The sequence below is a fragment of the Winogradskyella psychrotolerans genome, assembly GCF_018860565.1.
GTDB classification, from domain to species: domain Bacteria; phylum Bacteroidota; class Bacteroidia; order Flavobacteriales; family Flavobacteriaceae; genus Winogradskyella; species Winogradskyella damuponensis.
Window position 1 is genome coordinate 63,563 of sequence record NZ_JAHKPS010000004.1, and the last position, 24,785, is coordinate 88,347.

At 31.4% G+C, this 24,785-nt stretch carries 27 protein-coding genes; 10 read left to right on the forward strand and 17 right to left on the reverse strand.

From position 1 onward, the window contains the following. Positions 1 to 8 precede the first annotated feature (8 nt). Both KO504_RS01485 and KO504_RS01490 read left to right on the forward strand, forming a co-directional pair. Positions 9 to 1,415 carry an MBL fold metallo-hydrolase gene (locus KO504_RS01485; protein WP_215924564.1) on the forward strand — a complete coding sequence of 469 codons (1,407 nt, stop codon included), beginning with the start codon at positions 9 to 11 and terminating at the stop codon, positions 1,413 to 1,415. Between the two features lie 11 nt (positions 1,416 to 1,426). Then, the gene (locus tag KO504_RS01490) at positions 1,427 to 1,696 is read left to right on the forward strand and encodes a heavy-metal-associated domain-containing protein (RefSeq protein ID WP_215924565.1); all 270 of its coding nucleotides are present in this window, start codon (positions 1,427 to 1,429) and stop codon (positions 1,694 to 1,696) included. A gap of 55 nt (positions 1,697 to 1,751) precedes the next feature. Here KO504_RS01490 and KO504_RS01495 read toward each other — a convergent pair whose 3' ends face one another. Further along, positions 1,752 to 2,024: an ATP-dependent Clp protease adaptor ClpS gene (locus KO504_RS01495; protein ID WP_215924566.1), complete on the reverse strand. Its 273-nt coding sequence runs from the start codon at positions 2,022 to 2,024 to the stop codon at positions 1,752 to 1,754. A 63-nt stretch (positions 2,025 to 2,087) separates the two neighbouring features. Beyond that, the gene (gene prmA, locus KO504_RS01500; protein WP_215924567.1) at positions 2,088 to 2,921 is read right to left on the reverse strand and encodes a 50S ribosomal protein L11 methyltransferase; all 834 of its coding nucleotides are present in this window, start codon (positions 2,919 to 2,921) and stop codon (positions 2,088 to 2,090) included. Positions 2,922 to 2,993: 72 nt separating this feature from the next. Between prmA and KO504_RS01505 the strand changes: the two genes are divergently transcribed. Beyond that, positions 2,994 to 4,196 (forward strand): porin, encoded by a 1,203-nt coding sequence (locus KO504_RS01505; protein ID WP_215924568.1) that lies wholly within the window; start codon positions 2,994 to 2,996, stop codon positions 4,194 to 4,196. Between the two features lie 114 nt (positions 4,197 to 4,310). On the opposite strand, the gene tpiA is transcribed toward KO504_RS01505, so the two are convergent. The 4 genes from tpiA to KO504_RS01525 all read right to left on the reverse strand — a co-directional run bounded on the left by tpiA (position 4,311) and on the right by KO504_RS01525 (position 8,103). Beyond that, the gene (gene tpiA / locus KO504_RS01510) at positions 4,311 to 5,060 is read right to left on the reverse strand and encodes a triose-phosphate isomerase (protein WP_215924569.1); all 750 of its coding nucleotides are present in this window, start codon (positions 5,058 to 5,060) and stop codon (positions 4,311 to 4,313) included. Between the two features lie 85 nt (positions 5,061 to 5,145). Continuing rightward, positions 5,146 to 6,222 (reverse strand): ABC transporter permease, encoded by a 1,077-nt coding sequence (locus KO504_RS01515; RefSeq protein ID WP_215924570.1) that lies wholly within the window; start codon positions 6,220 to 6,222, stop codon positions 5,146 to 5,148. A 147-nt stretch (positions 6,223 to 6,369) separates the two neighbouring features. Continuing rightward, positions 6,370 to 7,464: a BT_3928 family protein gene (locus KO504_RS01520; protein ID WP_215924571.1), complete on the reverse strand. Its 1,095-nt coding sequence runs from the start codon at positions 7,462 to 7,464 to the stop codon at positions 6,370 to 6,372. Between the two features lie 96 nt (positions 7,465 to 7,560). Beyond that, a complete protein-coding gene (locus tag KO504_RS01525; protein WP_215924572.1) occupies positions 7,561 to 8,103 on the reverse strand; it encodes a DUF1599 domain-containing protein in 543 nt (180 codons plus the stop codon). Between the two features lie 180 nt (positions 8,104 to 8,283). Between KO504_RS01525 and folP the strand changes: the two genes are divergently transcribed. The 5 genes from folP to KO504_RS01550 all read left to right on the forward strand — a co-directional run bounded on the left by folP (position 8,284) and on the right by KO504_RS01550 (position 12,280). Further along, a complete protein-coding gene (gene folP, locus KO504_RS01530; RefSeq protein ID WP_215924573.1) occupies positions 8,284 to 9,111 on the forward strand; it encodes a dihydropteroate synthase in 828 nt (275 codons plus the stop codon). A gap of 3 nt (positions 9,112 to 9,114) precedes the next feature. After that, positions 9,115 to 9,819 (forward strand): hypothetical protein, encoded by a 705-nt coding sequence (locus tag KO504_RS01535; protein ID WP_215924574.1) that lies wholly within the window; start codon positions 9,115 to 9,117, stop codon positions 9,817 to 9,819. A 108-nt stretch (positions 9,820 to 9,927) separates the two neighbouring features. Then, positions 9,928 to 10,710 (forward strand): diadenylate cyclase CdaA, encoded by a 783-nt coding sequence (gene cdaA / locus KO504_RS01540; RefSeq protein ID WP_215924575.1) that lies wholly within the window; start codon positions 9,928 to 9,930, stop codon positions 10,708 to 10,710. Next, on the forward strand, positions 10,710 to 11,501 hold the full coding sequence (locus KO504_RS01545; protein WP_215924576.1) for a DUF3667 domain-containing protein: 792 nt from the start codon (positions 10,710 to 10,712) through the stop codon (positions 11,499 to 11,501). Before cdaA ends, KO504_RS01545 begins: the two co-directional genes overlap by 1 nt. Continuing rightward, on the forward strand, positions 11,498 to 12,280 hold the full coding sequence (locus tag KO504_RS01550) for a DUF3667 domain-containing protein (RefSeq protein ID WP_215924577.1): 783 nt from the start codon (positions 11,498 to 11,500) through the stop codon (positions 12,278 to 12,280). The genes KO504_RS01545 and KO504_RS01550 overlap by 4 nt, the downstream gene beginning before the upstream one ends. Positions 12,281 to 12,290: 10 nt before the next feature. On the opposite strand, the gene KO504_RS01555 is transcribed toward KO504_RS01550, so the two are convergent. Together KO504_RS01555 and truA are read right to left on the reverse strand one after the other, a co-directional pair. Beyond that, entirely contained in the window at positions 12,291 to 14,060 is a 1,770-nt protein-coding gene (locus tag KO504_RS01555) for an ABC transporter ATP-binding protein (RefSeq protein WP_215924578.1), read from the reverse strand. A gap of 53 nt (positions 14,061 to 14,113) precedes the next feature. Continuing rightward, complete coding sequence (gene truA / locus KO504_RS01560; RefSeq protein ID WP_215924579.1) at positions 14,114 to 14,863, reverse strand: tRNA pseudouridine(38-40) synthase TruA; 750 nt, start codon at positions 14,861 to 14,863, stop codon at positions 14,114 to 14,116. Between the two features lie 100 nt (positions 14,864 to 14,963). Here truA and KO504_RS01565 point away from each other — a divergent pair, with 100 nt between their 5' ends. Beyond that, positions 14,964 to 15,455, forward strand: a complete 492-nt coding sequence (locus KO504_RS01565; RefSeq protein WP_215924580.1) for a metallophosphoesterase family protein — start codon at positions 14,964 to 14,966, stop codon at positions 15,453 to 15,455. A gap of 341 nt (positions 15,456 to 15,796) precedes the next feature. Here KO504_RS01565 and KO504_RS01570 read toward each other — a convergent pair whose 3' ends face one another. Continuing rightward, the gene (locus tag KO504_RS01570; protein WP_215924581.1) at positions 15,797 to 16,207 is read right to left on the reverse strand and encodes a DUF4293 domain-containing protein; all 411 of its coding nucleotides are present in this window, start codon (positions 16,205 to 16,207) and stop codon (positions 15,797 to 15,799) included. Positions 16,208 to 16,423: 216 nt separating this feature from the next. Between KO504_RS01570 and rho the strand changes: the two genes are divergently transcribed. Further along, positions 16,424 to 18,118: a transcription termination factor Rho gene (gene rho / locus KO504_RS01575; RefSeq protein WP_215924582.1), complete on the forward strand. Its 1,695-nt coding sequence runs from the start codon at positions 16,424 to 16,426 to the stop codon at positions 18,116 to 18,118. Positions 18,119 to 18,196: 78 nt separating this feature from the next. Here the strand turns inward: rho and KO504_RS01580 are convergent, their stop codons facing one another. The 8 genes from KO504_RS01580 to KO504_RS01615 form a co-directional block, all read right to left on the reverse strand. Continuing rightward, positions 18,197 to 18,655, reverse strand: coding sequence for an RNA methyltransferase (locus KO504_RS01580; protein ID WP_215924583.1), 459 nt, complete (start codon positions 18,653 to 18,655; stop codon positions 18,197 to 18,199). A gap of 104 nt (positions 18,656 to 18,759) precedes the next feature. Then, positions 18,760 to 19,776 (reverse strand): helix-turn-helix domain-containing protein, encoded by a 1,017-nt coding sequence (locus tag KO504_RS01585; protein ID WP_215924584.1) that lies wholly within the window; start codon positions 19,774 to 19,776, stop codon positions 18,760 to 18,762. Between the two features lie 79 nt (positions 19,777 to 19,855). Continuing rightward, positions 19,856 to 19,996 (reverse strand): hypothetical protein, encoded by a 141-nt coding sequence (locus KO504_RS01590; RefSeq protein WP_215924585.1) that lies wholly within the window; start codon positions 19,994 to 19,996, stop codon positions 19,856 to 19,858. 272 nt (positions 19,997 to 20,268) lie between these two features. Further along, a complete protein-coding gene (locus tag KO504_RS01595; RefSeq protein WP_215924586.1) occupies positions 20,269 to 20,421 on the reverse strand; it encodes a lmo0937 family membrane protein in 153 nt (50 codons plus the stop codon). 191 nt (positions 20,422 to 20,612) lie between these two features. Further along, entirely contained in the window at positions 20,613 to 22,391 is a 1,779-nt protein-coding gene (locus KO504_RS01600) for a CHASE3 domain-containing protein (protein ID WP_215924587.1), read from the reverse strand. A 3-nt stretch (positions 22,392 to 22,394) separates the two neighbouring features. Beyond that, positions 22,395 to 22,841, reverse strand: a complete 447-nt coding sequence (locus tag KO504_RS01605) for a response regulator (RefSeq protein ID WP_215924588.1) — start codon at positions 22,839 to 22,841, stop codon at positions 22,395 to 22,397. Positions 22,842 to 22,862: 21 nt separating this feature from the next. Beyond that, on the reverse strand, positions 22,863 to 23,411 hold the full coding sequence (locus tag KO504_RS01610) for a helix-turn-helix domain-containing protein (protein ID WP_215924589.1): 549 nt from the start codon (positions 23,409 to 23,411) through the stop codon (positions 22,863 to 22,865). Between the two features lie 212 nt (positions 23,412 to 23,623). Further along, positions 23,624 to 24,154, reverse strand: a complete 531-nt coding sequence (locus KO504_RS01615) for a YSC84-related protein (protein ID WP_215924590.1) — start codon at positions 24,152 to 24,154, stop codon at positions 23,624 to 23,626. Positions 24,155 to 24,785 lie beyond the last annotated feature (631 nt).

Genomic DNA, 24,785 nt, shown 5'->3' on the forward strand with positions numbered 1-24,785 from the left:
AATAAAGAATGAAAATAGAACAATTATATACAGGCTGTTTAGCACAAGGTGCATATTATGTTGAATCTGAAGGTGAAGTTGCTATAATTGATCCGCTTAGAGAAATCCAACAATATGTTGATAAAGCTAAAGCTAATAATGCCAAAATTAAATATATTTTAGAAACGCATTTCCATGCTGATTTTGTATCGGGACATGTAGATTTAGCCAATAAGACTGGTGCTACTATTGTTTTTGGACCAGGGGCTACTACAAAATATGATATCCATTCTGCTAAAGATGGAGAGGAACTAAAAATTGGAAACATAACTATTAAAGTCTTGCATACACCAGGACACACTTTAGAATCTGCAACCTATTTATTAATTGATGAAAACGGAAAAAATCACGCTATTTTTTCTGGAGACACACTATTTTTAGGCGATGTTGGAAGACCTGATTTAGCTATTAAATCTGATTTAACTAAAGAAGATCTAGCTGGAATGTTATTTGATTCTCTTCGAAATAAAATTATGCCTTTAGCCGATGACATTATTGTTTATCCTGCTCATGGCGCAGGCTCTGCTTGTGGAAAAAACCTAAGCAAAGAAACTGTTGGTGTTTTAGGAGAACAGAAAAAAACAAACTATGCTTTACGTGCAGATATGACTAAAGCTGAATTTGTAAAAGAAGTGCTTGATGGTATTGCACCACCACCACAGTATTTTGCAAAAAATGCTATGATGAACAAAATGGGTTATGATGCTTTTGAAACCGTTTTAAAAACGGGTGATGTGGCACTTAATCCTGATGAATTTGAAGCTATGGCCAATCACGAATCTGCTTTAGTGTTAGATGTACGACCACAATCTGATTTTATAAAAGGCCATATTCCAAATTCTATTTTTATTGGACTTAATGGGCAGTTTGCCCCTTGGGTTGGCGCCTTAATTAAGGATATTAAACAGCCAATAGTATTAGTTGTTCCTGAAGGCAAATCTGCAGAGGCCGTGACAAGACTTTCTCGTGTTGGTTATGATAATACATTAGGCTATCTTAAAGGTGGCTTAGACGCATGGAAACAAGCAGGAAAAGAAGTAGAAACATTAGATTCTGTTTCTGTTGAAGAATTTGCAAAAAGAGCAAAAGCAAATCCCATAAACATCTTAGATGTTCGTAAAGATGGAGAATACCAATCGTCTCATATTATAGATGCACAACATTTATCATTAGATTTTATTAATGAAAAGATGAACGAAGTAAGTAAAGATAAAACCTATTACGTACACTGCGCTGGAGGTTACCGTTCTGTTATTGCTGCATCAATTTTAAAAGCTAGAGGCTATGATAAACTTATAGATGTTGATGGCGGCTATAATGCAATTAAAGAAACGGATATAAAGACAACCGATTTTGTTTGTCCTTCAACTTTATAAAGTCAAAAATTATGAAAAACACACTTAAAATACAAAACTTAAAATGTGGTGGCTGTGCTAATACTATAGTAACACAGTTATCTAAACTCGACGGTATTTCTGAAGTTGTTGTAGATAATGACACAGACGAAGTAAGCTTTCTTGCGTCAACAGAAAACGACATAGAAGCTGTAAAAAATAAATTATCTCATCTAGGTTATCCCATTCTAGGAGATGCAAACTCTTTACCTAAAAAAGCGAAATCTTTTGTGAGTTGCGCTGTAGGCAGAATATCTAAATAAAATCAATAATTCTACATTACAAATAAAAAATCCCACTTTGAAGTGGGATTTTTTATTAAACTATTTCAGCACTGAGTCCTGCTTGTAAAAGCTTGGAACATCGTGGCTCTAAATCTTCATAAGAGCCTGTTTTTACAGTACACTTTCCTTTATAATGCACTAACAAAGCACATTGTTCTGCTTGTTCTGGCATATGATCGCAAGCGTAAATAAGGGTGTCAATAACATGGTCAAATGTATTTACATCATCATTAAACAATACGATTTCATTTTGTTTTAATTCTTCTTCTTTTAGAAGTAGCTCTACGGCATGTTTTTCTTTTGTCATAGTGGATATCTTTTTAAGTGCTTCTAGAGTACTCAATGTGACAGGCTCTATTTTTAATTACTACTAATTTATAAATTTTAACGAAACCCACTGCCCTTTTTGTATAGTTTCCTCCAATTTTAACATCTGCTTATTGCATTCTGCTTCAATTATTGGAATATCTTCTTGGTAAAAACCACTTAAAAATAGTGTTCCGTTAGGATTTAAACACTTAGCATAACTTGCTATATCTGCTAACAAAATATTCCTGTTAATATTAGCAATGATACTATCGTATTGTTTTCCTTCTAATAAAGCTACATCACCTTCATAAACCGAAATATGCTTACAATTATTTCGATTGACATTTTCTAAACTATTCAAATAGCACCAATTATCAATATCAATAGCATCGAGTTTAGTTGCTCCTACTTTTTCTGCTAAGATTGCCAAAACACCAGTTCCGCAACCCATATCTAAAACAGTCTTATTCTTAAAATCATTTTTCAAGATATGCTGAATCATCATATGAGTCGTTTCATGATGCCCTGTACCAAAACTCATTTTAGGCTCAATAATTAAATCGTATTTTGTGTTTGGTTTGTCATGAAAAGGTGCTCTAACAGAGCATACATCATCAACTATAATTGGGTTAAAATTCTTTTCCCATTCTTCGTTCCAATTCGTTTGCTCTATTTCCTCTGAAGTATAAGAGATTTCAAACTCATCTGATTTTAAAACGTAAACATCGTCTAAAATAGTTTCACTCCACTCCTCTTTTTGAATGTAAGCCGTAACCCCGTCTTCGGATTCTACAAAACTTTCAAAACCAGCATAACCTAATTCTGCTATTAAAATCTCAACTGCAGGTTGTAAAGGACTTACCTTAAATGTATAACCTAAATATATTTCAGACATTTATTTCTTTTTTTTGCAAATTTACTAATCATTAATTTAGTTACTATTACTTTTGTTGCAAATTAAAATATTATGAACAAATATATTGTTGCTATTCTTTTTTTGGTTTTTTCTCAAATATCTATTGCCCAAGACAATAATGATATAAAACTATCTGCACTACCTTATTATAGTTATGGTAAAGGTTTAGGCATTACCTCTCCTGACAGTATTTTTAAATTAAATATTCGTTTTAGAATGCAAAACCGATTTACTTATTTAAATAACGACGATGAAGATAATGGATACGAAGCCATGATTAGACGTCTACGTTTACGTTTTGATGGTTATGTTGGGGATCCTAGCATAATTTATGTCATTCAATTATCATTCTCTCCAAATGATGTAGGAGCAATTGAAGACGGCGACAACCTTAATATAATTAGAGATGCAATTGTATTTTACAGACCTGATGAGCATTGGAATATTGGTTTTGGACAAACCAAACTCCCAGGAAACAGGCAGCGTATAAATTCCTCTGGTGCTCTACAGCTTACAGATCGCTCAATAAACAATTCCCGCTTTAATATTGATAGAGATTTTGGACTACAGGTCTATTATTTAAATGAATTAGAACATAAATTTTCGTACAACATTAAAACCGCGATAAGTACTGGTGAAGGTAGAAATTGGACCAAAGAACCTGATACTGGATTAGCTTTTACAGGCCGTTTAGAACTGTTTCCTTTTGGAGTTTTTAAAAGTAACGGAACATTATTTGAAGGCGATTTAAAACGCGAAAAAACACCTAAACTAATGCTTTCTGGCGTTTATCATTACAATGATGATGCACGAAGAACTCGTGGTACTATTGGAGATGATTTATTTGAAAAACGCGACATACAGTCCCTATTTTTAGATGCCATTGTAAAATACAATGGTTGGGCGTTTCAAACGGCTTATATGAACAGAACAACTGATGATGCCATAACCATTAACCCAGATGATGCTTCAGAATCAAGATCTGTTTTTGCTGGTAGTGGTTTTGACACACAATTAAGTTACCTTTTTAAAAGTAATTATGAGCTTGTAGGACGCTTTTCTTACCAAGAACCACATAAAGACATTGAAATGTTAACGCCACAAACCAACCAATACAGTTTAGGAATAACTAAATATATTTGGGAACACGCTTTAAAATTACAAGCAGAAATTACCAACAGTGAACTCAACTATTTTGATTCTAGTAAAACCAATGATTGGTATTTACGATTTCAAGTAGAAATTGGTATTTAACTCTTGATATAACAATAGTTTTAAGAGTTTCTTTAAACGCAAAAAAAAGTCCTTAAATAACGGAGTGTATTCCATTATTTAAGGCCTTTTATTATGAGTCGTAGTAAACGATATTTAGAAGGCGTTTACAATTGCATAAAAGTCTTCTGCTTTAAGCGCTGCACCACCAATTAATCCACCATCAACATCTGGTTTAGAAAAAATCTCTTTAGCATTTGCTGGTTTTACACTTCCGCCATATAATATTGAAACAGAATCTGCAACGTCATTTCCATATTTATCTGCCAAAGTTTTTCTAACGAAAGCATGCATATCTTGAGCTTGCTCTGGACTCGCTGTTTCACCTGTTCCAATGGCCCAAACGGGTTCGTAAGCTAAAACAATGCTTTTAAAAGCATCTGCACCTAAATGAAACAATGCGTTTTTAATTTGCCCCTCAACAACAGCTTCTTCATTTCCGGCTTTTCTATCTGCTAATTCTTCTCCAAAACAGAAAATAACGCGCATATCATTTGCTAAAGCCGCGTCTACTTTTTTAGCTAATGATTCATCCGTTTCGTTGTAATATGCTCTACGTTCACTATGCCCAAGAATTACGGTTTTAATTCCGATACTCTTTAACATACTAGCACTAACCTCACCTGTGTAAGCTCCGTTTTCTGCAAAATGCATATTCTGAGCAATAACCTCTATAGGTTCTTGGCGTAAAGATTCAAACGCTTGCCATAAATTTGTAAACGTTGGTGCAATCATTACCTCAGCATCTGATGTTTGATTTTGCTTTAACAAATCTGTTATTAACAGTTCTGTTTGAGGTAAATCATTATTCATTTTCCAGTTTCCGGCTACAATATGTTTTCTCATAATATAAGTGAATTGATTTTTTAATTTTAATGCACAAAAATAACACAATAAAGGTGAAAGTAAATTGACAATTATCAGTATTTCATTAAGATAACTTTACTCTAGGATCTAACCAAGCATAAATAATATCTACAAAAATATTAATAGTTATAAAAATGATGGCTATCACTAAAACAGCTCCCATTATTACAGGTAAATCTAAAGTATTTAATGCATTTACAATTTCTTTACCTAAACCATTCCATCCAAAAATGTACTCTACAAAAACAGCTCCTGCCAACATAGACGCAAACCAACCTGAAATAGCTGTAACTACAGGATTTAACGCATTTTTAACTGCATGATTTTTTATAACCTGAAACTCACTTAAACCTTTAGCTCTTGCTGTTCTAATATAATCTTGATTTAAGACTTCTAATAATGAATTCCGCATCAACTGAATCACTACGGCCAATGGCCTAATTCCTAAAACAATGGCTGGAAGTATTAAATTTTTCCATTTAATGGTCATTTTCTCACCAAAATCATCAAGTTCGTACAAGCTTCCTGTCATCTCTAAATTGGTGTACTTATGTAGTACAAAACCAAACAACCAAGCGAACAAAATAGCGCTAAAAAATGATGGCACACTCATACCAAATGTGCTTAATATTTGAATGGACTTATCGATCCAAGTATCTTTGTACAATGCTGAAATGATACCAAAAACAACACCTAAAATAATCGCAATAACAATAGCTGAAATTGCTAAAACAAACGTATTTGGAATAGTTTCCCCAATTACTTGAGTTACTTTTTTGCCTTGCTTGGTAAAAGATTCTCTTAAATAAGGTGTTTTTACAACCGTAGTTGTATTACCTAATGTAAAAAGCGTTGTTGCAGTATATTTATTAGGACTCAAATAAGTATAATCTTTTGGTGTATTTGAATGAAATGAAATGGGCGACAAATCATTTAAATAATATAAAAACTGGGTTCCTATAGGTTTATCAAAGCCATATTTTTGTTTTACCGCTTGTACTTGTTCTGCCGTTTGATTTTGACCTAACATCATCTTAGCAGGATCGCCAGGTAAAATTGTAAATAAAAAGAAAATGACAGTTATAACGCCAATTAAGGTGATACATGCGTAGCCAATTTTATGAAATAAATACTTTATCAAAAACAGATTCTTTTTTTAATTTCAAAATCTAACTATTGAAAACTATTACACAAAGAATATCTAAAGTTTTTCAAAAATTATTTTAGTTAGCATTTAACACCAATCTCAAATTCACGTTAATATTATTAACCACACAAAGGTTACAAACTACAATTCAATAGCTTCAATATCATTCCAATGTGCCTTGTTTACCACTGTTCCACTATTTAAAATAATGACTCCTGGGTTTGCCCTAACAATAGTTTTTACAACTTTCTCGTCACATAAGTAAAATTCAAAATTAAGATTGTAATCTTTTTTTAGCTGTGCTTTATCTGCAGAGCCAGAAGATGTTAAACCAATTACAGTATACCCTTTTTTCATCGCTTCGTCTGTAAACGATTTTAACTTTGCTACACCTTCAGCTTCACCTTTAGTAACATTATACATCGTAATCATTATTAACTTTTCTTTTTCTAAGAAATATTGGGTTAAATCTTCATCATCAGATTCTATAGATAAATCCTGAATTGGAGGCACATAACCTTCATCAATAACTTTAGTTTCTACACCTACATACTCACCGTCTACTTTTGGATAACTTCCATTGGTTACAAATTGTTGCTCTTCGCCATTAACATTAAATGTCCATGTATATTCTGTAATTGCTTTTGGTGCACCTTCTGGAGTCACCATTTGTTCCGGTAAATTTTTACCAATCGCATAAGCTCTAAAATCTATTGATGGTAAATGCATTAAAACGTGATAACCAAACCAAAGTGACAATACAAAACTTAATAGAGCAATTATAGTTGTTGGCAATTTTGTAAAAATAGGTTTAATGTGTTTTATACCTACAAATAGAATTAAAACAAGCACTAACAGAATCACATCTTTAGTAAAACTTTCCCATGGTGTTAGTTTTAAAGCATCACCAAAGCAACCACAATCTTTTACTTTGTCGAAATAAGCAGAATAAAAAGTTAAAAATGTAAAAAAGATAATCATTAATAATAAACTCCACACCGTAAATTTTGGTTTATAGCCTATTAATAGAAAAACACCTAAAACAACCTCAAACACTACGACAATAACAGAAATCCCTAAAGCATAAGGAATTAAAAATTCAATATTTAAAACATCTGAGCCAAAGTATTCTTCAAGTTTGTATGAAAATCCGAGTGGATCATTCAGTTTTATAAATCCAGAGATAATGAATAATATTCCGGTGAATATTCTGCTAAGGTTTATTATGTATTTCATATGCTTATTGTATTCCTTTTGTCCACTAAGAGTCGTCTAAGTGACATTAAATATATGCTTATTTTAATAGATTCCTGTCTTTACAGGAACAACAAGTTAATTACCTTCGTTTAAATGAATTAAAGCAAAAACTGCATAATTTATCATATCTTGATAATTCGCATCAATCCCTTCACTAACAATTGTTTTTCCGGCATTATCTTCAATCTGTTTTACACGTAATAATTTCTGTAAAATTAAATCTGTTAATGAGCTTACACGCATATCGCGCCAAGCTTCACCATAATCGTGATTTTTATCTAACATTAATTGCTTTGTTATGGCAATTTTTTCATCGTAAAGTTTAGTAGCTTCTTCTGTACTTAAATCGGGTTGTTCTACAACTCCCTTTTCTATCTGAATTAGAGCCATAGCACAATAATTAATTATGCCTATAAACTCACTAACTTCGCCTTCATCTACTTTTCTAACTTCGTTTTGCTGCAGCCCTCTTATACGCTGGGCTTTTATAAAAATTTGATCGGTTAATGATGGTAATCTTAAAATTCTCCATGCACTACCATAATCACTCATTTTATTTACATAAAGAGCTCTACATTTGGCAATTACGGCATCATATTGTTTTGAAGTATCTTGCATTGCTATAAATTAAGGTTCCGAAAGAATAAACTCTTGGATTAAAAACGATTCAAATATAAAGCCATGCCCTATATATTAATCTCGATTATCGCGTAAAATTTCCGTAAATTTCGCATAAATAAATTAGAAGTTCAAGATTTGAGGTTTAAAGTTTTCTTAACGTTTTTTTTAGATTAAATTATGAATATTAACTGTAAAGGCAAACTCATAGATTTATCCACACCTAAAGTGATGGGTATTCTTAATGTTACACCAGATTCGTTTTTTGACGGCGGAAGATATAATAACAAAACTGCTATTTTAAATCAAGTTGAAACCATGCTAAGCCATGGAGCTACTTTTATTGATATTGGTGGTTACAGCTCTCGCCCAAATGCTGATGATGTTAGTGAAACTGAAGAATTAAACCGTGTCATACCTATTATTGAATTAATCTTAAAAGATTTCCCTGAAACTTTAATTTCTGTTGACACCTTTAGAAGTCACGTTGCGAAAAAGAGTATTGAAGCTGGTGCGGCCCTAATTAATGATATTTCTGCCGGAAAACTAGATAACAATATGCTTACAACGGTAGGAAAATTAGCTGTACCATATATTATGATGCACATGAGAGGAACTCCTAGGACCATGCAACAGCACACTCAGTATAATGACCTAACAAAAGAAATTATCTCTTATTTTGCAGACAGAATTGCAGAAGCTCACAAAGCAAAAATAAACGACCTTATTATAGACCCAGGTTTTGGGTTTGCAAAAACCACAGAACAAAACTTTGAATTGCTCAATACACTAGAATTACTACAACTAATAGACCAACCTATTCTAGCTGGAGTCTCTCGAAAATCTATGATTTACAAAACATTAAATTCAACTTCAGAAAATGCTCTTAACGGTACCACTGCTTTACACATGGTTGCTTTGCAAAAAGGAGCAAAAATTTTACGTGTACACGATGTAAAAGAAGCTTCAGAATGTATTACCCTTTATAACCAATTGCAATCTAATTAACCCATGCGCTATATATACTTACTTATTATTTTAACATGTTTTAGCTGTAGCAACGAACGTGTTTTACACTTACCGGAAATTGAACAAGCGGAAGTTACAGAAGTTTTAGATGTATCACCTGCTTATATTTTTTATGATGAAACACAAGCTGATTCGACTTTATTAAATCGAAAAAATCTGATTATCTCTACAAATTGGCTAGTTAATGTAGATAAACGATTAACATTAAAACAAGCCATTCCGCATATAAAATTTATACAAGACAAAAAGCGAAATGCCGAAATGCATAAAAATGAAGATGCTAAAAATTATTTTACTTGTAATGATACGAGTATTGGCAATTTGGGATTTTTAGAATTTACAGATGTTTTCTACGAGTTTTCTGAACCAATAGACACCTCTATAAATCTACAGGATCTCGTAGCAGAAAAATTAAAAAACAACCAAACCTCAACAAGTACTTTTTTAGAAATACCATTAGACATAACTAATAACAATAAAGATAAGATTCAACAAGAACTCCAATCTTATATAGAATTATTAGCTCTTAGTACTTCAATTTCTGAAGACATGGTAATAAAAGGCTATGCTATTGATCTTTATTTTGATGAACGTATGAGCTTTCAAGATTACATTTCAGTAAAATCAAAATTATCAAAAATTAAATCTGAAAAAATTATAATTACCAACAACGAATTTATATACTAAAAACATACTCCTTTTAACTTTATTAAAATCGAAAAGGGCTTAATTATTAGAGACGCATTTTCTTTTCTACTAAACATAAATTACTAAATTAGCAGAAACACTAGCCATTTGGAAAATTTACAACTTTGGGATTTTAGATTTATAGACTTCGTGGATGTCTTCCTCGTAGCTATTCTACTCTATTACATCTACAAGCTTGTAAAAGGCACCGTTGCCATCAATATCTTTATTGGTATCCTTGTCATTTATTTTGCTTGGAGATTAACAGACTTCCTCAACATGCAGATGCTTTATAGCATTTTCGATGGATTTATGAAAGTTGGTATTATTGCATTAATCGTTGTGTTTCAACCAGAAATTAGAAAATTTCTTCTAATGGTTGGCTCTACTAATATTGGTGGCAAACGAAATCTTTTTAAAAACTTTAAGTTTCTTAAAAACGACGATCAAACCTCAACAGATGTTGACGCAATAATAAATGCTTGCAACAAAATGGGGACTACAAACACAGGAGCTTTAATCGTTATTGAACGTAACAATAATTTAGATTTTCTAACAGATACAGGAGACGAAATGAACATCTTAGTCTCACAACCTATTATAGAAAGTATCTTTTTTAAAAATAGTCCGCTTCATGATGGCGCTATAATAATAGACAAAAACATTGTAAAAGCAACACGAGTTATTCTTCCTGTGAATAATGAAAAAAACATTCCAGAACGTTTTGGGTTACGACACAGAGCTGCCATTGGTATTACAGAAAAAACAGATGCTTTAGCACTTTGTGTAAGTGAAGAAACAGGACAGATTTCTTATATTAAAAATGGCGAGTTCGAAATGTTTAAAAATACAGATGAACTTAGAGAAAAAATTAAGCAAGATTTAGGTTAATGAATTGTAAAAATTGTAATAACACGCTTAGAGCATCACAAAAATTTTGTGATGAGTGTGGTGCAAAAATTATTCATAATCGCCTAAAGCCAAAAGTATTGGCTCAACAAATAAACGAACAATTTATTTCCATTGATAATAAATTCCTACGCACATTTATTGATCTTTTTAAACAACCTGAAACCGTAATTATAGGCTATATTGAAGGTACTCGAAAAAAATATATAGATGTACTTCAATATTTTGCGATTGCCTTAACTTTAGCCGGAATTCAGGTCTTTTTAATGACCACCTTTTTTAAAGAAGCTTTAGATTTTGGATCAGCATTTATGGAAGGTTTTAATTCTGCTACATCACAAACAAAAAATCCTTTTGCAGATTTTAATTTCGATATTTTCACTAAATATCAAGGTCTTATGTATATCATTTCTGTACCTTTTTCTGCTTTAGGCACATGGTTAGGTTATTATCTACTAGGTGAAAGACGCTATAATTTTACAGAACATTTAGTGATTAACCTATACTACTCTGCCCAAGTCATTATTATTTCGGCTGTTTTAACAATTTTGTTTTTAGTATTCGGATTAGACTATCTAATTGTTTATAGCATTATTGCCATACCAAATTTTGTTTACTTTTTCTACGTTCTCAAACGCATATTTAAAGGACCTTTTTGGGAAGCATTTACACGATTTATTTTTGTAATGATTACCTATTTTATATCATTCTCTATTGTAGGACTTATTTTCTTTATCTTAGGTATTATTATCGCAATAATGGCACATAATTGAATTGTAAAAACTGTCATATAACGCTTGAAGAACACGATGACTATTGTAAAAGTTGCGGTGCTAAAGTGATTAGAAACCGATTGACACTTCGTAATCTTTTTGAGCATATTAGCGAAACCTTCTTTAACTACGATAATAAATTACTCCAAACGTTTATTCAACTATTTAAACAACCTGAAGACGTAATAGTTAGCTATATAAATGGTGTACGAAAAAAATATGTTAACCCTATTAGTTTCTTTGGATTGGCATTAACCTTAACTGGACTTTCAATATTTTTATTGAAGAAATTTTATATGCAGCATTTAGACTTTTCTGGTTTTTTTGGCGACATTAACTTTTCACAAAATGCGTTTGACTCATCATTTAGTTTTGGTTTAGAGTACAATTCCTTAATTTATGTTGCATTTATTCCAATATCGGCAATTATTTCATGGATTGTTTTTATAGATAAAAAATACAATCTCACTGAGCATGCTATAGTTTACTTATACTCCATGTCTTTTTTAATGGTACTGATGTTTTTTATAGCACAAATCGCATTACTCCTTACGCCAAGCAATTACATGCTCTTTAGCCTTCTATTATGGCCGCTAATGTTTTTATATCATTGCTATATTTTAAAACGACTATTTAAACTATCATTAGGAAGTTTAATTATAAAATCTATGCTGTTTTTTATACTATTTTTTGTGACCTATATTGGTGTTTCAATTTTAGTATTTGTAATAATGCTGATTACAGGCGTTGTTAATCTTGAAGATTTTGCCCCAAAATAAGGGTCTTTTACTAAACCTCTTCAGCTTTTAAAAACTGCACTTCGTAAAGATTTTTATAATATCCTGTTTCTTTTTCTAAAAGCGTTTTATGTGTCCCAATTTCAACAATTTCTCCAGCTTCCATAACTATTATTTTATCAGCTTGCTGTATCGTTGCCAATCTATGAGCAATAACAATAGACGTTCTTCCTTTAGTTATTTTATCTGTAGCATCTTGTATTAATTGTTCGGAATATGAATCTACAGAAGATGTTGCTTCATCTAAAATTAAAATACTAGGATTGGTTACATAAGCTCTTAAGAAAGAAATTAATTGACGTTGACCAGAAGACAACATTACACCACGTTCTTTTACATTATAATGATAACCATCAGGTAAACTAGAAATAAACTCATGAATGCCTATTGCTTTTGCTGCATTAACAACATCCTCTTCTGTAATCGCATCGTTATTTAATGTAATATTATTCAGAATTGTATCTGCAAATAAGAATACATCTTGCAATACAACAGCTATTTGACTTCGAAGAGAACTTAAAGTCATATTTTTAATATCTGTATCGTCAACTTCAATAGTTCCTGAATTGATATCGTAAAACCGATTCAGTAAATTTATAATTGTAGATTTTCCTGCACCTGTTGCACCTACAATAGCTACAGTTTCTCCTGCTTCTACATGAAACGATATTCCTTTGAGAACCTCTTCCTCTTTAATATAAGAGAATCGCACATTTTTAAACGAAATATTACCTTTAAAGTGATTAGCTTCAATAGTTCCAGAATCGTCAATATTAGACGTAGTATCTAAAACTTTAAAGACACGATCTGCAGCCACCATTCCCATTTGTAGCGTGTTGAATTTATTGGCTATTTGATTTAAAGGTCTAAACAACATAGGAATAAACATAGTAAAGGAAATTAAATCCCCTAATGTTGTGTCAGGGTTTTCAGAAATAGCATCAAAGCCACCAACTAAAATAACCATTGCCATAGTTAATGATGCTAAAAATTCTGCAATTGGAAAGAAAATAGAATTATACCAAACCGTTTTTAACCACCCTTTTTTGTGACGCTCATTAATCTTCTTGAAATTTTTGTATTCCGTATCTTCACGTGTAAATAACTGTAAGATTTTCATACCAGTTACACGCTCTTGAACAAATGAATTTAGGTTAGAAACCTCTGTTCGCACATCTTCAAATGCACGTTTCATATATTTTTGAAAAATCTTAGTCGCAAATAAAACAATAGGCATTGTTATAAATACAATAAGGCTCAACTTTATATTTATAAATGCCATAAAACCAGCAACCACTAGCATTTTTAAGACATCACTAAAAATCATAAACAGCCCTTGTCCAAAGATATCGGCAATACGCTCCATATCTGTAACAGCTCTTGTAATTAAAACACCAACTGAAGATTTATCGAAGTACGTCATTTTAAATTTGAGCATGTGCTTAAATAACTTCACACGTATATCTCTAACCACAGATTGCCCTAACCAACTCGCATAATAAATAAACAGTAATTGAGAAACAACCTCAAGCACCAATAAAGCTAGCATGATAAGCATGTATAGTACAAAACCGTTGTATTCTTTATTCGCAATTTTAACATCAATAGCTTCCCTTAACACATAAGGTCTAAATGCACCAAACAATGCCAAACCTATTACACAAAATAAGGAAATAACAAAAACTGTACGATAGGGTTTTATGTAGTGCAACAATCGTGTAAACAACGATATATCAAATATTTTTTTTCCTTTTTCTGCCATTTTATGCCGAACTTGTTTCGGTATCTTTTCCGTTACAACGGAAATTTAATTTATTAACTCTCTAATTTAATTGTTTCAGGATAAACTATTTTAACCAAATACAATCCATGAGCAGGAACTGAAAATCCAGCTTCACTTCTATTCTTTGATGCAATAATTTTATGCAAATCTTCAGATTTCAGTTTACCTAAACCAATATTTACCATCGTCCCAACGACGGCTCTTACCATGTTCCTTAAAAATCGGTCTGCAGTAATTGTAAATATGAGCTGATTAGAGTGTTGGGTCCAAAAAGCTTCTTTTATATCGCAATTATACGTTTTTACTTCAGTATTACTTTTAGAAAAACATTGAAAATCTTTATACTGAAATAATATTTTGCAAGCCTCGTTCATAGCTTCAACATCTAAAGGTTGTTGAACTTGGTAAGCAAAATCGTAATCAAACACATTTTTTGATGTCGATATTTTATAATGATACGTTCTACTTACGGCATAAAACCTAGCGTGTATTTCGGGCTTAACTTCAAACACAGAAATCACAGCAATATCTTTGGGTAAAAAAGAATTCAGTTTATAAACTATATCAATAGTTTTAAAGTCGCCTTCAAAATCAAAATGTGCAAACATTTGTGACGCATGAACACCTGCATCTGTTCTACCAGCTCCCATTATAGCTATTTCGGTTTTCAGTATAGTAGAAAGTGCCTTTTCTACAACTTCTTGTACAGAAATAGCGTTAGGCTGATTTTGCCATCCATGATAGGCTTTACCATTATATGATAGTTCAATAAAAAATCGCAATAGAAATCTTACTTTTGTTAAAGTGCAAAGTTACTGTTTTAGTTGCTAAAGAAATCCTAAAATATAAAGTTATAGTTTAGCGATTTCTCTAAAAATAAATATGAAAAAAATACTCCTTTTATCAGACACTCATAGTTACATAGACGAGGCCATTCTTAAACACGTAAAGCAGGCTGATGAAGTTTGGCATGCTGGAGATATTGGTGATTTACAAGTTACCGATAAAATTAAGAGCTTAAAACCCTTACGAGCCGTTTATGGCAATATTGATGATGCTAAAGCACGAACAGAATTTCCTCTTCACAACAAATTTATGTGTGAAGACATGAGTATATGGATAACTCATATTGGTGGTTATCCTCCAAAATACAATAACCGTGTAAAAGAAGCATTAACGGCAAATCCACCAGATATTTTTATCACAGGACATTCTCATATTCTAAAAGTGATGCCAGATAAAAAACTAGATTTATTACACATGAATCCTGGCGCTGTAGGCAAACATGGTTTTCATAAAGTAAGAACCATGCTAAGGTTTAAAATTGAAGGAAAAACAATTAAAGATTTGGAAGTCATTGAGTTTAATTCTTAACTATTAAAAAACAAAAGCATCATGAATACGTTTAGTCCAAATTATTTTTACGATTATTCATAGCATATAACAACCCTAAACCTGCCGTACCTACACCAATGAAGATTGAAGTAACTATAGTAAACGCAGCCAATTTATACAGCAAAAAACTTAAAAGCAAAGCACCCAATACATGTAAAAACACTTGTTTTCTCATTTATATAATTTATTAATTGTTAACCTTTACAGCCCTCAGCTAAATTATAAAATTTTCTAAAACACATAAATTCTTTTAAGAAAACAAAAAAAACCCAAACGGCAGCGTTTGGGTTTTTCACACTAATACTACTAAGATTTTAGGTCTATCGTAATCGATCTACAGATTTTACGAGATCTTCATCCTTTTTAATAGCCTTGTTAGCCAAGACTAAACACACAATAGAAAAAATAGGAAGAAGAATCCCAATACCTTTCTCAGAAACGTTAATTTCTCCAGATAAATTTAGAGATTGATATACAAAGATTCCTAGTAAAACAAAGTTTAATACTATATTGAGTCGTCCCAAAACAAATTGGGATTTCCTGTTTTTAAATCTAAAAATCGAAAATACAGATAATAATGCAGAACCCAAAAATAAACCTAGATAAGTATAATTATCTATCGCAAATACTTTTGCTCCTGAATTATCTGTCCACAAATGAAACACAAATATTAAACCTGCTGAGATAACAGCAGCTAAAAATAAATATAAGGTTTGTATGCGTTGAATCATATCTTTTATTAAAAAAGTTCTGCAAAATTAGCAGTTTATTTTTTAAAAAGATAGAAATTGTTTTAAAATAAAATTGTATTATTGCAATAGAAAGAAGTAACGTACTGAGTTGCATCATTCTAATCTTCCAAATTAATCTCACTTTTTTTCTTTTTATTTCATTTAGAAAATATTGAATTAATAATATCAAAATTATAATACATATACAACATACGAATGTTTGAAATTTCTCAGTTAAAAGCTAAAAAACTTCCTGAATTACAGGAGATAGCAAAACAACTAAACGTACCAAAATACCGTACACAAAAAAAATTAGACTTAGTTTATCAAATTTTAGATTATCAAGCAGCCAATCCTGCTGCTGTTAAAGCTAAAGTGGAAACAGAAGCTAAAGCTGAACCTAAACCAAGTAAGCTGCCACAAAAGCGTGCTAGAGTTCAAAAAGCTCCGCCAAAAGCTAAAGAACAAAAAACGCTAGAATTTTCTGATGATAAAGAAGAAACTAAAGCAACACCTCCAGAGCGCAAACCTCAGCCACGCAAGCCCCAAGAACGTAAGACACAAGAGCGCAAACCTCAAGAAAACAAACCTAGAGAAGATAAATCTAGTACTGACAAACCTACTAACGAAAAGGCTCATAACAAACCTCAAGAACAAAAGAAACCTAACCCTCGTAAAGACGACAACAGACGTTCACAAAACAACAAGGACAACAGGCAACCACGTTCTAAAGATGGTAATAAAAATAACGGTAATAAAGATAGCAGAAATCGCTATCGTGAACCAGACTTTGAGTTTGATGCGATTATTGAAAGTGAAGGTGTTTTAGATATTATGCAAGACGGTTATGGTTTTTTAAGATCTTCGGATTACAACTACCTATCGTCTCCAGATGATATTTATGTCTCTCAATCTCAAATTAGATTATTTGGTTTAAAAGTAGGAGATACTGTTTTAGGTAATGTTAGACCGCCAAAAGAAGGTGAAAAATATTTCCCATTAATTAAGGTAAGTAAAATTAATGGTCAAAACCCTAATGTTGTAAGAGACAGAGTTGCTTTTGAACATTTAACACCATTATTTCCTCAAGAGAAATTTAATATTGCCGAAAAGCAAGCAACAATTTCTACACGTATCATGGATTTATTTGCTCCAATTGGAAAAGGGCAACGTGGTATGATTGTATCGCAACCAAAGACAGGTAAAACCATGTTATTAAAGGATGTTGCCAATGCTATTGCAGCGAATCATCCTGAGGTTTATCAAATGATTTTATTAATTGATGAACGTCCTGAAGAAGTTACAGATATGCAACGTAATGTACGTGGCGAAGTCATTGCTTCAACCTTTGATAAAGAAGCACATGAACATGTAAAAATTGCAAACATCGTTTTAGAAAAAGCAAAACGATTGGTAGAATGCGGGCATGATGTTGTTATTCTTTTAGATTCTATTACACGTTTAGCTAGAGCTTATAACTCTGTTCAACCTGCATCTGGAAAAATTCTTTCTGGTGGTGTTGATGCGAATGCTTTACACAAACCAAAGCGTTTCTTTGGTGCTGCTCGTAACATTGAAAATGGTGGTTCTTTAACCATTATTGCAACAGCGCTTACAGAAACAGGTTCTAAAATGGACGAAGTTATCTTTGAAGAATTTAAAGGAACAGGTAATATGGAATTACAGTTAGACCGTAAGATTTCTAACCGTCGTATTTTTCCTGCAATAGATTTAACATCATCTAGTACAAGACGTGATGATATTTTATTAGATGCAACTACTATTCAACGTATGTGGGTTATGCGCAAATATTTAGCAGACATGAATCCAGTAGAAGCTATGGAATTCATTAACGATCGTTTCAAACAAACTAGAAACAATGAAGAGTTTTTGGTTTCTATGAATGGCTAAACCATTTCAGAATATATATCAAAAAAAAACCTTGAATTAAAAATTCAAGGTTTTTTTATATATCATATTATCCTGATGTTATATTCTGGGTTTATTAATGCCTCTATCGTACATCACAATACTGCCTGCAACAGACACATTAAGACTTAATTGAGATTGAAATTTTACTAAAAAATGACTTTTTTCGATAGCCTGTTTAGACAGCCCATGGTCTTCTGCACCTAATAAATAAACACAACGTCTAGGATGATTAAAAGTTTCTAAAGCCACAGCTTCTTCTGTTAATTCTACTCCAACGAGTCTTGCTCCTTTAGGGATATTATTAAAGAAATCTTCAAAAGTATCGTAGTGAAAATAAGGCATTGATTTAACCGCATTATGGGTATCACAAGCTTGTTTTGCATAACGATTGCCTATTGTAAAAATAAAACTTGCTCCTAGATTCTGAGCAGACCTCCAAAGCACTCCTAAATTTTCTGGCGTTTTCCCATTCTGAATTCCAATTCCGAAAAATTCGTTTGTAAAATTATCATTCATGAATCAAAAATATAAATTTGAGTTATTTTTTGATTAAGAAATCAAAAAAAAGAGGTTGTATAAATATTTAAAATACTATTTATACAACCTCTTTTTGATCTATATTATGCTGTTGCAGCTAACTTAATGTTTTGTTTATACTCTATTGGTGAGCAATTGTATTGCGCTTTAAAGATTTTAGAGAAGTAACTTCTACTTGAAAACCCTAATGAATATACAATTTCAGAAATGTTTAAGTCTGTGTTTTTAATAAGCTCTTCAGACTTCTTAACTCTTACTGATCTTATAAAACTGTTAAGCGTCTTACCATGCATTAATTTGAATCCTTCCTGAACCTTAGCTGGACTTATTGAAATCTTCGCTGCTAATTCTGTAACGCTTAGGTTAGTCTCAGGGAAATTATTAATGTAATCCGATAATTCTTTTATTTGCTTTAATTCAAATGCAGTTAATGATCCTGTTGGATTTTGAAAACTCTTTAGATCTAAAGAATGTTGTTCTATCTCCATGGCTAATACAAAATTCACTAATCCTTGAATTAATAATGTTCTTACAACACCATCTTGCTTTATAGCCTTTAATTGCTTAATGTTTTCTGCAATTTTTAAGTTATAAGAACCTACATAACTATAATCTGCTGTTTTTCCTGAAATAAAAAGTTCTGAAACCATATTATTTATAGGGTGCTTCGCTGAGCTCTTTTCAGAGGTGTTCACCGAAATAATCGTAGAGTTTACATAAACGTCTTTAAAAAAGCTGATATGATTTTCATTGGTCTCAATATTAGCAGAAATTCCTGTTTGAAATGTTTTAACTGTGTTTGAAGACCCATTATTATTAAAAGAATGTTTTAATTTTCCTTCTGAACAATATAAAAAGTTAACTACTGATCGTTTAGAACTTTCAACAACGAACTTAATGTCTTCTTTAAACTTTACATCAAACTCAATGAATACAGTGTTTCTTTCTAGTTCTATACCTCTAATTAAGCCTACACCTAACTCATTATCTATTTTTAACTCAACCTCTTTTAGGTTTGTTGTAAAAGTTCCACCAACTTCATTATTTAAAGCGTGAAACATAAATTGTAAATTATTTGCTTTAATCTCTATAGTTTTCATATGTGTTTGTTTTTGGTTAGACTGTAATTTTTATAAATCCTATTTAATCTTACTCATTAGGATTGTAACTCTTGTAAACTTAAATGGTCTCTTTGGTGCTTACTACGGCATTAAGTTTTGAATACCTTAGTTCTGAATAAACAACTTCAAATTTGCGTTTTGGAAAAATTCTTCCCACTCTTGCAAACTGCTTTTGTAAATGTTTAGATGATATTTTCATGATATAATTGATTGGTTAATTTTCTTATGACAAAGTAACAACCTCTTTAGGCTTGCTATGTTATACAATTCCTCATTTTTGTTACATCATTTCTAATATGTGTTAAACAAAACACAAAAAAGTACAAATTAGAGGTCTATTAAATCAACCATCAACTCCATATAAACCAATGCTTACAAATACACTGAAGAATAACCAGGCAGAATGGGTAATTAAAAAAGTAGATTTAAATAAAAACGTTTAAATTGAAGTAACCTTGAAGAAGGCTTGTGTTAATCTTTAGAATTATTTCTATTGACAACTATAAGTAAGATAATAGCTATTACTAATACAATGTGAATTACAGCAGATAATGCATAAACAAAAAAGCCTATCGCCCAAAGGATAACTAACAGCACTAAAAAAACGTAAAGAAAAGTCTTCATTGTAGAAAAACGATTTTATTAAGAGCTCCAACTCTTTACAGAAATTTGCTATAAACCGGTTAAAAGAAATAGTTTAAGCACTAATAAAAATGAGGAGTAAAACTCATAACAAATATGCTCAATTACAAATAGAGCATGTTATACAATTTCAGAAAATGTTTATACTATTTTAAGGCAGACGATAATGTCTATTATTTTAAAAACGGCAAGTAAATTATAAATGTGGCACCAATATTAGGTTTGCCCTCTGCAATAATAACTCCTTTATGGTTTTCTACAATCTTTTTACAAATGGCTAAACCAATACCTGTACCTGAATATTCAGATTTACCATGCAACCTATTAAAGAGTAAGAAGATCTTTTCGGCATAAGTTTGCTCAAACCCAATACCATTATCCTTAAAGGTAATTTTATGATGAAACTTATATAAGGATTCCTTTATTTGCTCTACATCTCTAGAGCGCACCTCTTCGTGTGTAATTTCTATTATTGGAGGAACATCTTCTTTACTATACTTTAACGAATTGCTTATTAAGTTGATAAACAATTGTTGAATTTGAAACGAAATGACCTCCATTGTTGGTAAATCATCACAAATAATTTTAGCTTGTTTCTCTTCAATACTATCTAAAAGCTCTGTCTTAGCATGCTCTAAGAGCATATTCATATTTGTTTTTAAATATTCCTTTTCTGATGTGTTTGTTCTGGAATATTGCAATAAATCTTCGATAAGCATACGCATTCGCGCAGATGCAGACTTCATTCTTTGAATATAGAGTTGTCCACTTTCAGAAATACGATCCTTTTCTTTAGCCTCTAGTCGTGACATAAAAGTCTGGATTTTTCTTAAAGGCTCTTGCAAATCATGACTCGCAACATAATTAAACGCAGACAGTTCTTTATTGGTACGTTCTAACTCTTGATTACGCTGCTCTATAATTCTGTAGTTTTCAACTTCACTTGTAATATCAATGGTAACACCAAACATTTTTTTATCACCTTCAGTATCATCCATAAGTTTAGAATAAGCCTTTAGATGCCTAATGGTCCCATCTTTGTGTACTACGCGATACGTCGTAAAAGGCAATTCTTCTTCGCGCATCATCATATTAACTTGCTGTCCTAAATGGTTGATATCTTCTTCGTGTACGTATTTATAAAAATTTTCTAAAGTTGGTTCAAAACTTTGTGGCTCTTCACCTACTAGACGATATAAATTATCTGAAAACTCAAATTCATTTTCTTCAATATACCAAACCCAAGTACTGGTATTACTCACAATCTCAGATTGTTTGGTTAATTTTTCAAAAATTTCTAATTCAACATTATTCTCTTTTAGAACTTTTAAATCCTTAGTCATCTTAAAATAAGCTAGTAAAAGAATAACTAATGTTACTATTAATAGGCCATAAAACAACAAGGGTGTTAAACCTATTTTCTCTTCATTAATCTCTTGATTGTGTATTAATAAACGCTGCTCTAATTCTAACATTTCGGTGATATCTGCACGGATTCTGTCCATCTTAATTTCACCTTCATGAAGTAAGAATAATAAATCTTGAGAGAGTATTGCATCATCCTTTGCTAAACTAAACGATTTGTCAAAATTCTTAAAGCGTGATGCAATATCGCTCTTTAATTCCTTGAGTTTTTCTACCTGCTCACCATTAGGAACAATTAGAGTATCTAGCCTAGAAAGGTTGTTGGTTATTTTTTGTAGACTCTCATTGTACGGATTAAGAAATAGTGAATCATGCGTTAGCAAAAAGCCTCTATGTCCTATTTCAGCATCTTTTAGGTTGGAAATAATAAGCTCTAACTCACTTCTTAACGAGTAATTATCTTTAACAACTTTTGATGTTTGAGATAACTCACTAATATGTTTATACGTAAAACCACCTATACATAAAATAACAAAAAGACCAACAACAAAAGCGGTTCTTAGGTATCTGCTGGAAGGTGTTGGCATAGCTTATAATCTTAATAAAAAATTGTCTTTATTTAAACCACTGGTATGATATTGCCAATTGGTAGTTACGACTTCTGAAAGTACTTTTTTAAGTTTTTCAAAATCATTAGGCTTCTTAATATATACATTGGCACCTTTAACAAAGGTGTTTTCGATATCTTCTTCTGATGCCGACGTAGAGTAAATGGCAATGGCCATACCTCTTAATCGTTTAGCCGATTTGATATCTTTTAAACATTCTAGTCCTGATTTTTTTGGCATATTAAGATCTAGAAATAATAAGTTAGGAAGGGTATTATTGGAATCATTTAAATATTCCATTAATTCTATACCATCCTTAAAAAGTAAAACTTTACTTTTAATTTTCAATTCTTCAAAGGCTTCGGTAAAAAATAACCTATCGTCCTCATCATCATCAGCCAAAGCTATATTAATATAATCGCTATTCATATCTACAAACTTATAGTTAGGTTAGTTTATTTGTTTTCTTTTAGCAATAATACGCTGAAAAGCTGAAGGTGTAATACCTGTTGTATTTTTAAATTGTTTACTTAAATGTGCCACACTGGAATAGTTGAGTTTAAATGCTATTTCGGTAAGCGAAAGATCTTCATTTGTCAATAATATCTTAGTGTACTCTATTTTCTGTAATATAATAAAATTTTCAATGGACGTATAAGTCATTTCAGAAAACAAATTAGACAAGTAGTTGTAATTCTCTTCGAGTTGCTCAGACAAATAAACAGAAGTCTTCACATTTATATCCTTTTCATTAAAGACCATATCTACGATGACATCTTTAATTTTTTGAATAACGATTTTTTTAGGGTCTTCTACAACCTCTATTCCGAAACTATTAATATCTTCATGAAACAGTTTTAACCGCTCTTCTGATACTTTATCCATCAATTCTATTTCACCAAAAGCTGTTTGCTGATAATTGAATTGGTGTGCTTCCAATTTCTGCTTTAAAACAGTATTGCAAACTTTAGTAAAATCGAATTTTAACAATAATTTCATTATAAATCGTATAGCACTAGGTTAATATTTACTCTATTTTGATTTTAATCAAATTTAATATTAAAATTCACATAAATCACTATGTTATTTTACAGAATCACTAAAACATAAAGATTGAAACTAAATATTTCTATAGATTGAACTTTTTAAAATGTAAAAAAAGCCGATTATAATAACCGGCTTTCCTTTGTCATATAGATTTAATTGATCTACTAAAATTCTGAATAATTAAATTTTTGACCGCCTATTGAAATATCTGCCATTGCTCCAGCTTTTGATTTTGCAAAAATGACAACCCCATCATTATAATTGACATTTTTACTAGCTCCTTTATCTACTATTACCGCTTTTACTTCGGCAGAAAACTCAAAGTTTCCTTGCTTAAATGCATTTAAGGCCTCTTCTGTTTCAAAGAACACAACTTGTATATAGGCTTCGCCGCCTGCTTGTAAACCAATGTCTAGTTTTTTCATATCAGCCATTCCTATAGGCATTTTGTCTTCATAAACAACACCGTTACCCGAAGCTGCACCTATAATTAAAGCACCTTCTCCTATATTTGGAAACACAACATAGCCTGAAGAATTGCTAAAAAATTTCTCTAATCCAACATCTGAATTCTTTAACGTTGAGATTGCTTTCTCGGCATCTTTCATAACACGTTTATCATCTTTATTTTGAGCAAATGCAAATACAGTTACAAACATCAATGCCATCGTTATTTTTAAATTTCTAATTTTCATAATTTTCAATTTATTGATTAAACATTCATTTAAAAAAAGTCTTAAAAACAGTTAGTCATCTAACTTTCTTTATGGTAAAATTATGAGTATTCTCTATTCTTAATTGATGCAATACAATTAATTATTGATGCTATTAGAGATTGCATTATGATAGAATCATAAAAAAGAAGGCAAATAAAAAAGGCTTCCGATTTCTCGAAAGCCTTGTCTTACTTAGTAGCGGGAACAGGACTCGAACCTGTGACCTTCGGGTTATGAGCCCCAAGACCTCCTTTTTTGAAACCATTTTACTGGGGTTTCACGCTATTATTATGTAGAATCGTGTTCAAAAACGTGTTCAGTTTTATGTTCACTAGTTATACAAATATTTATATGCAATATAAAAAATAATTTCATACCATAAAACATCTTTTTTTTGTTGAATACAATTAATTAGTACTTCGATTAAACCTAGTAATCTGAAAACATTTTCAACATATAATTAGCTATGCGCAAATCATAAAACAACTAAAAAGACTTTAGATATCATAAATAAAACAAAGGATAACAATTACAAAAAACTGCTGTTATCCCGAATATTTACATGATAAATTACTATTATTGTGTTGATATAACACGTTGCCATTAATTA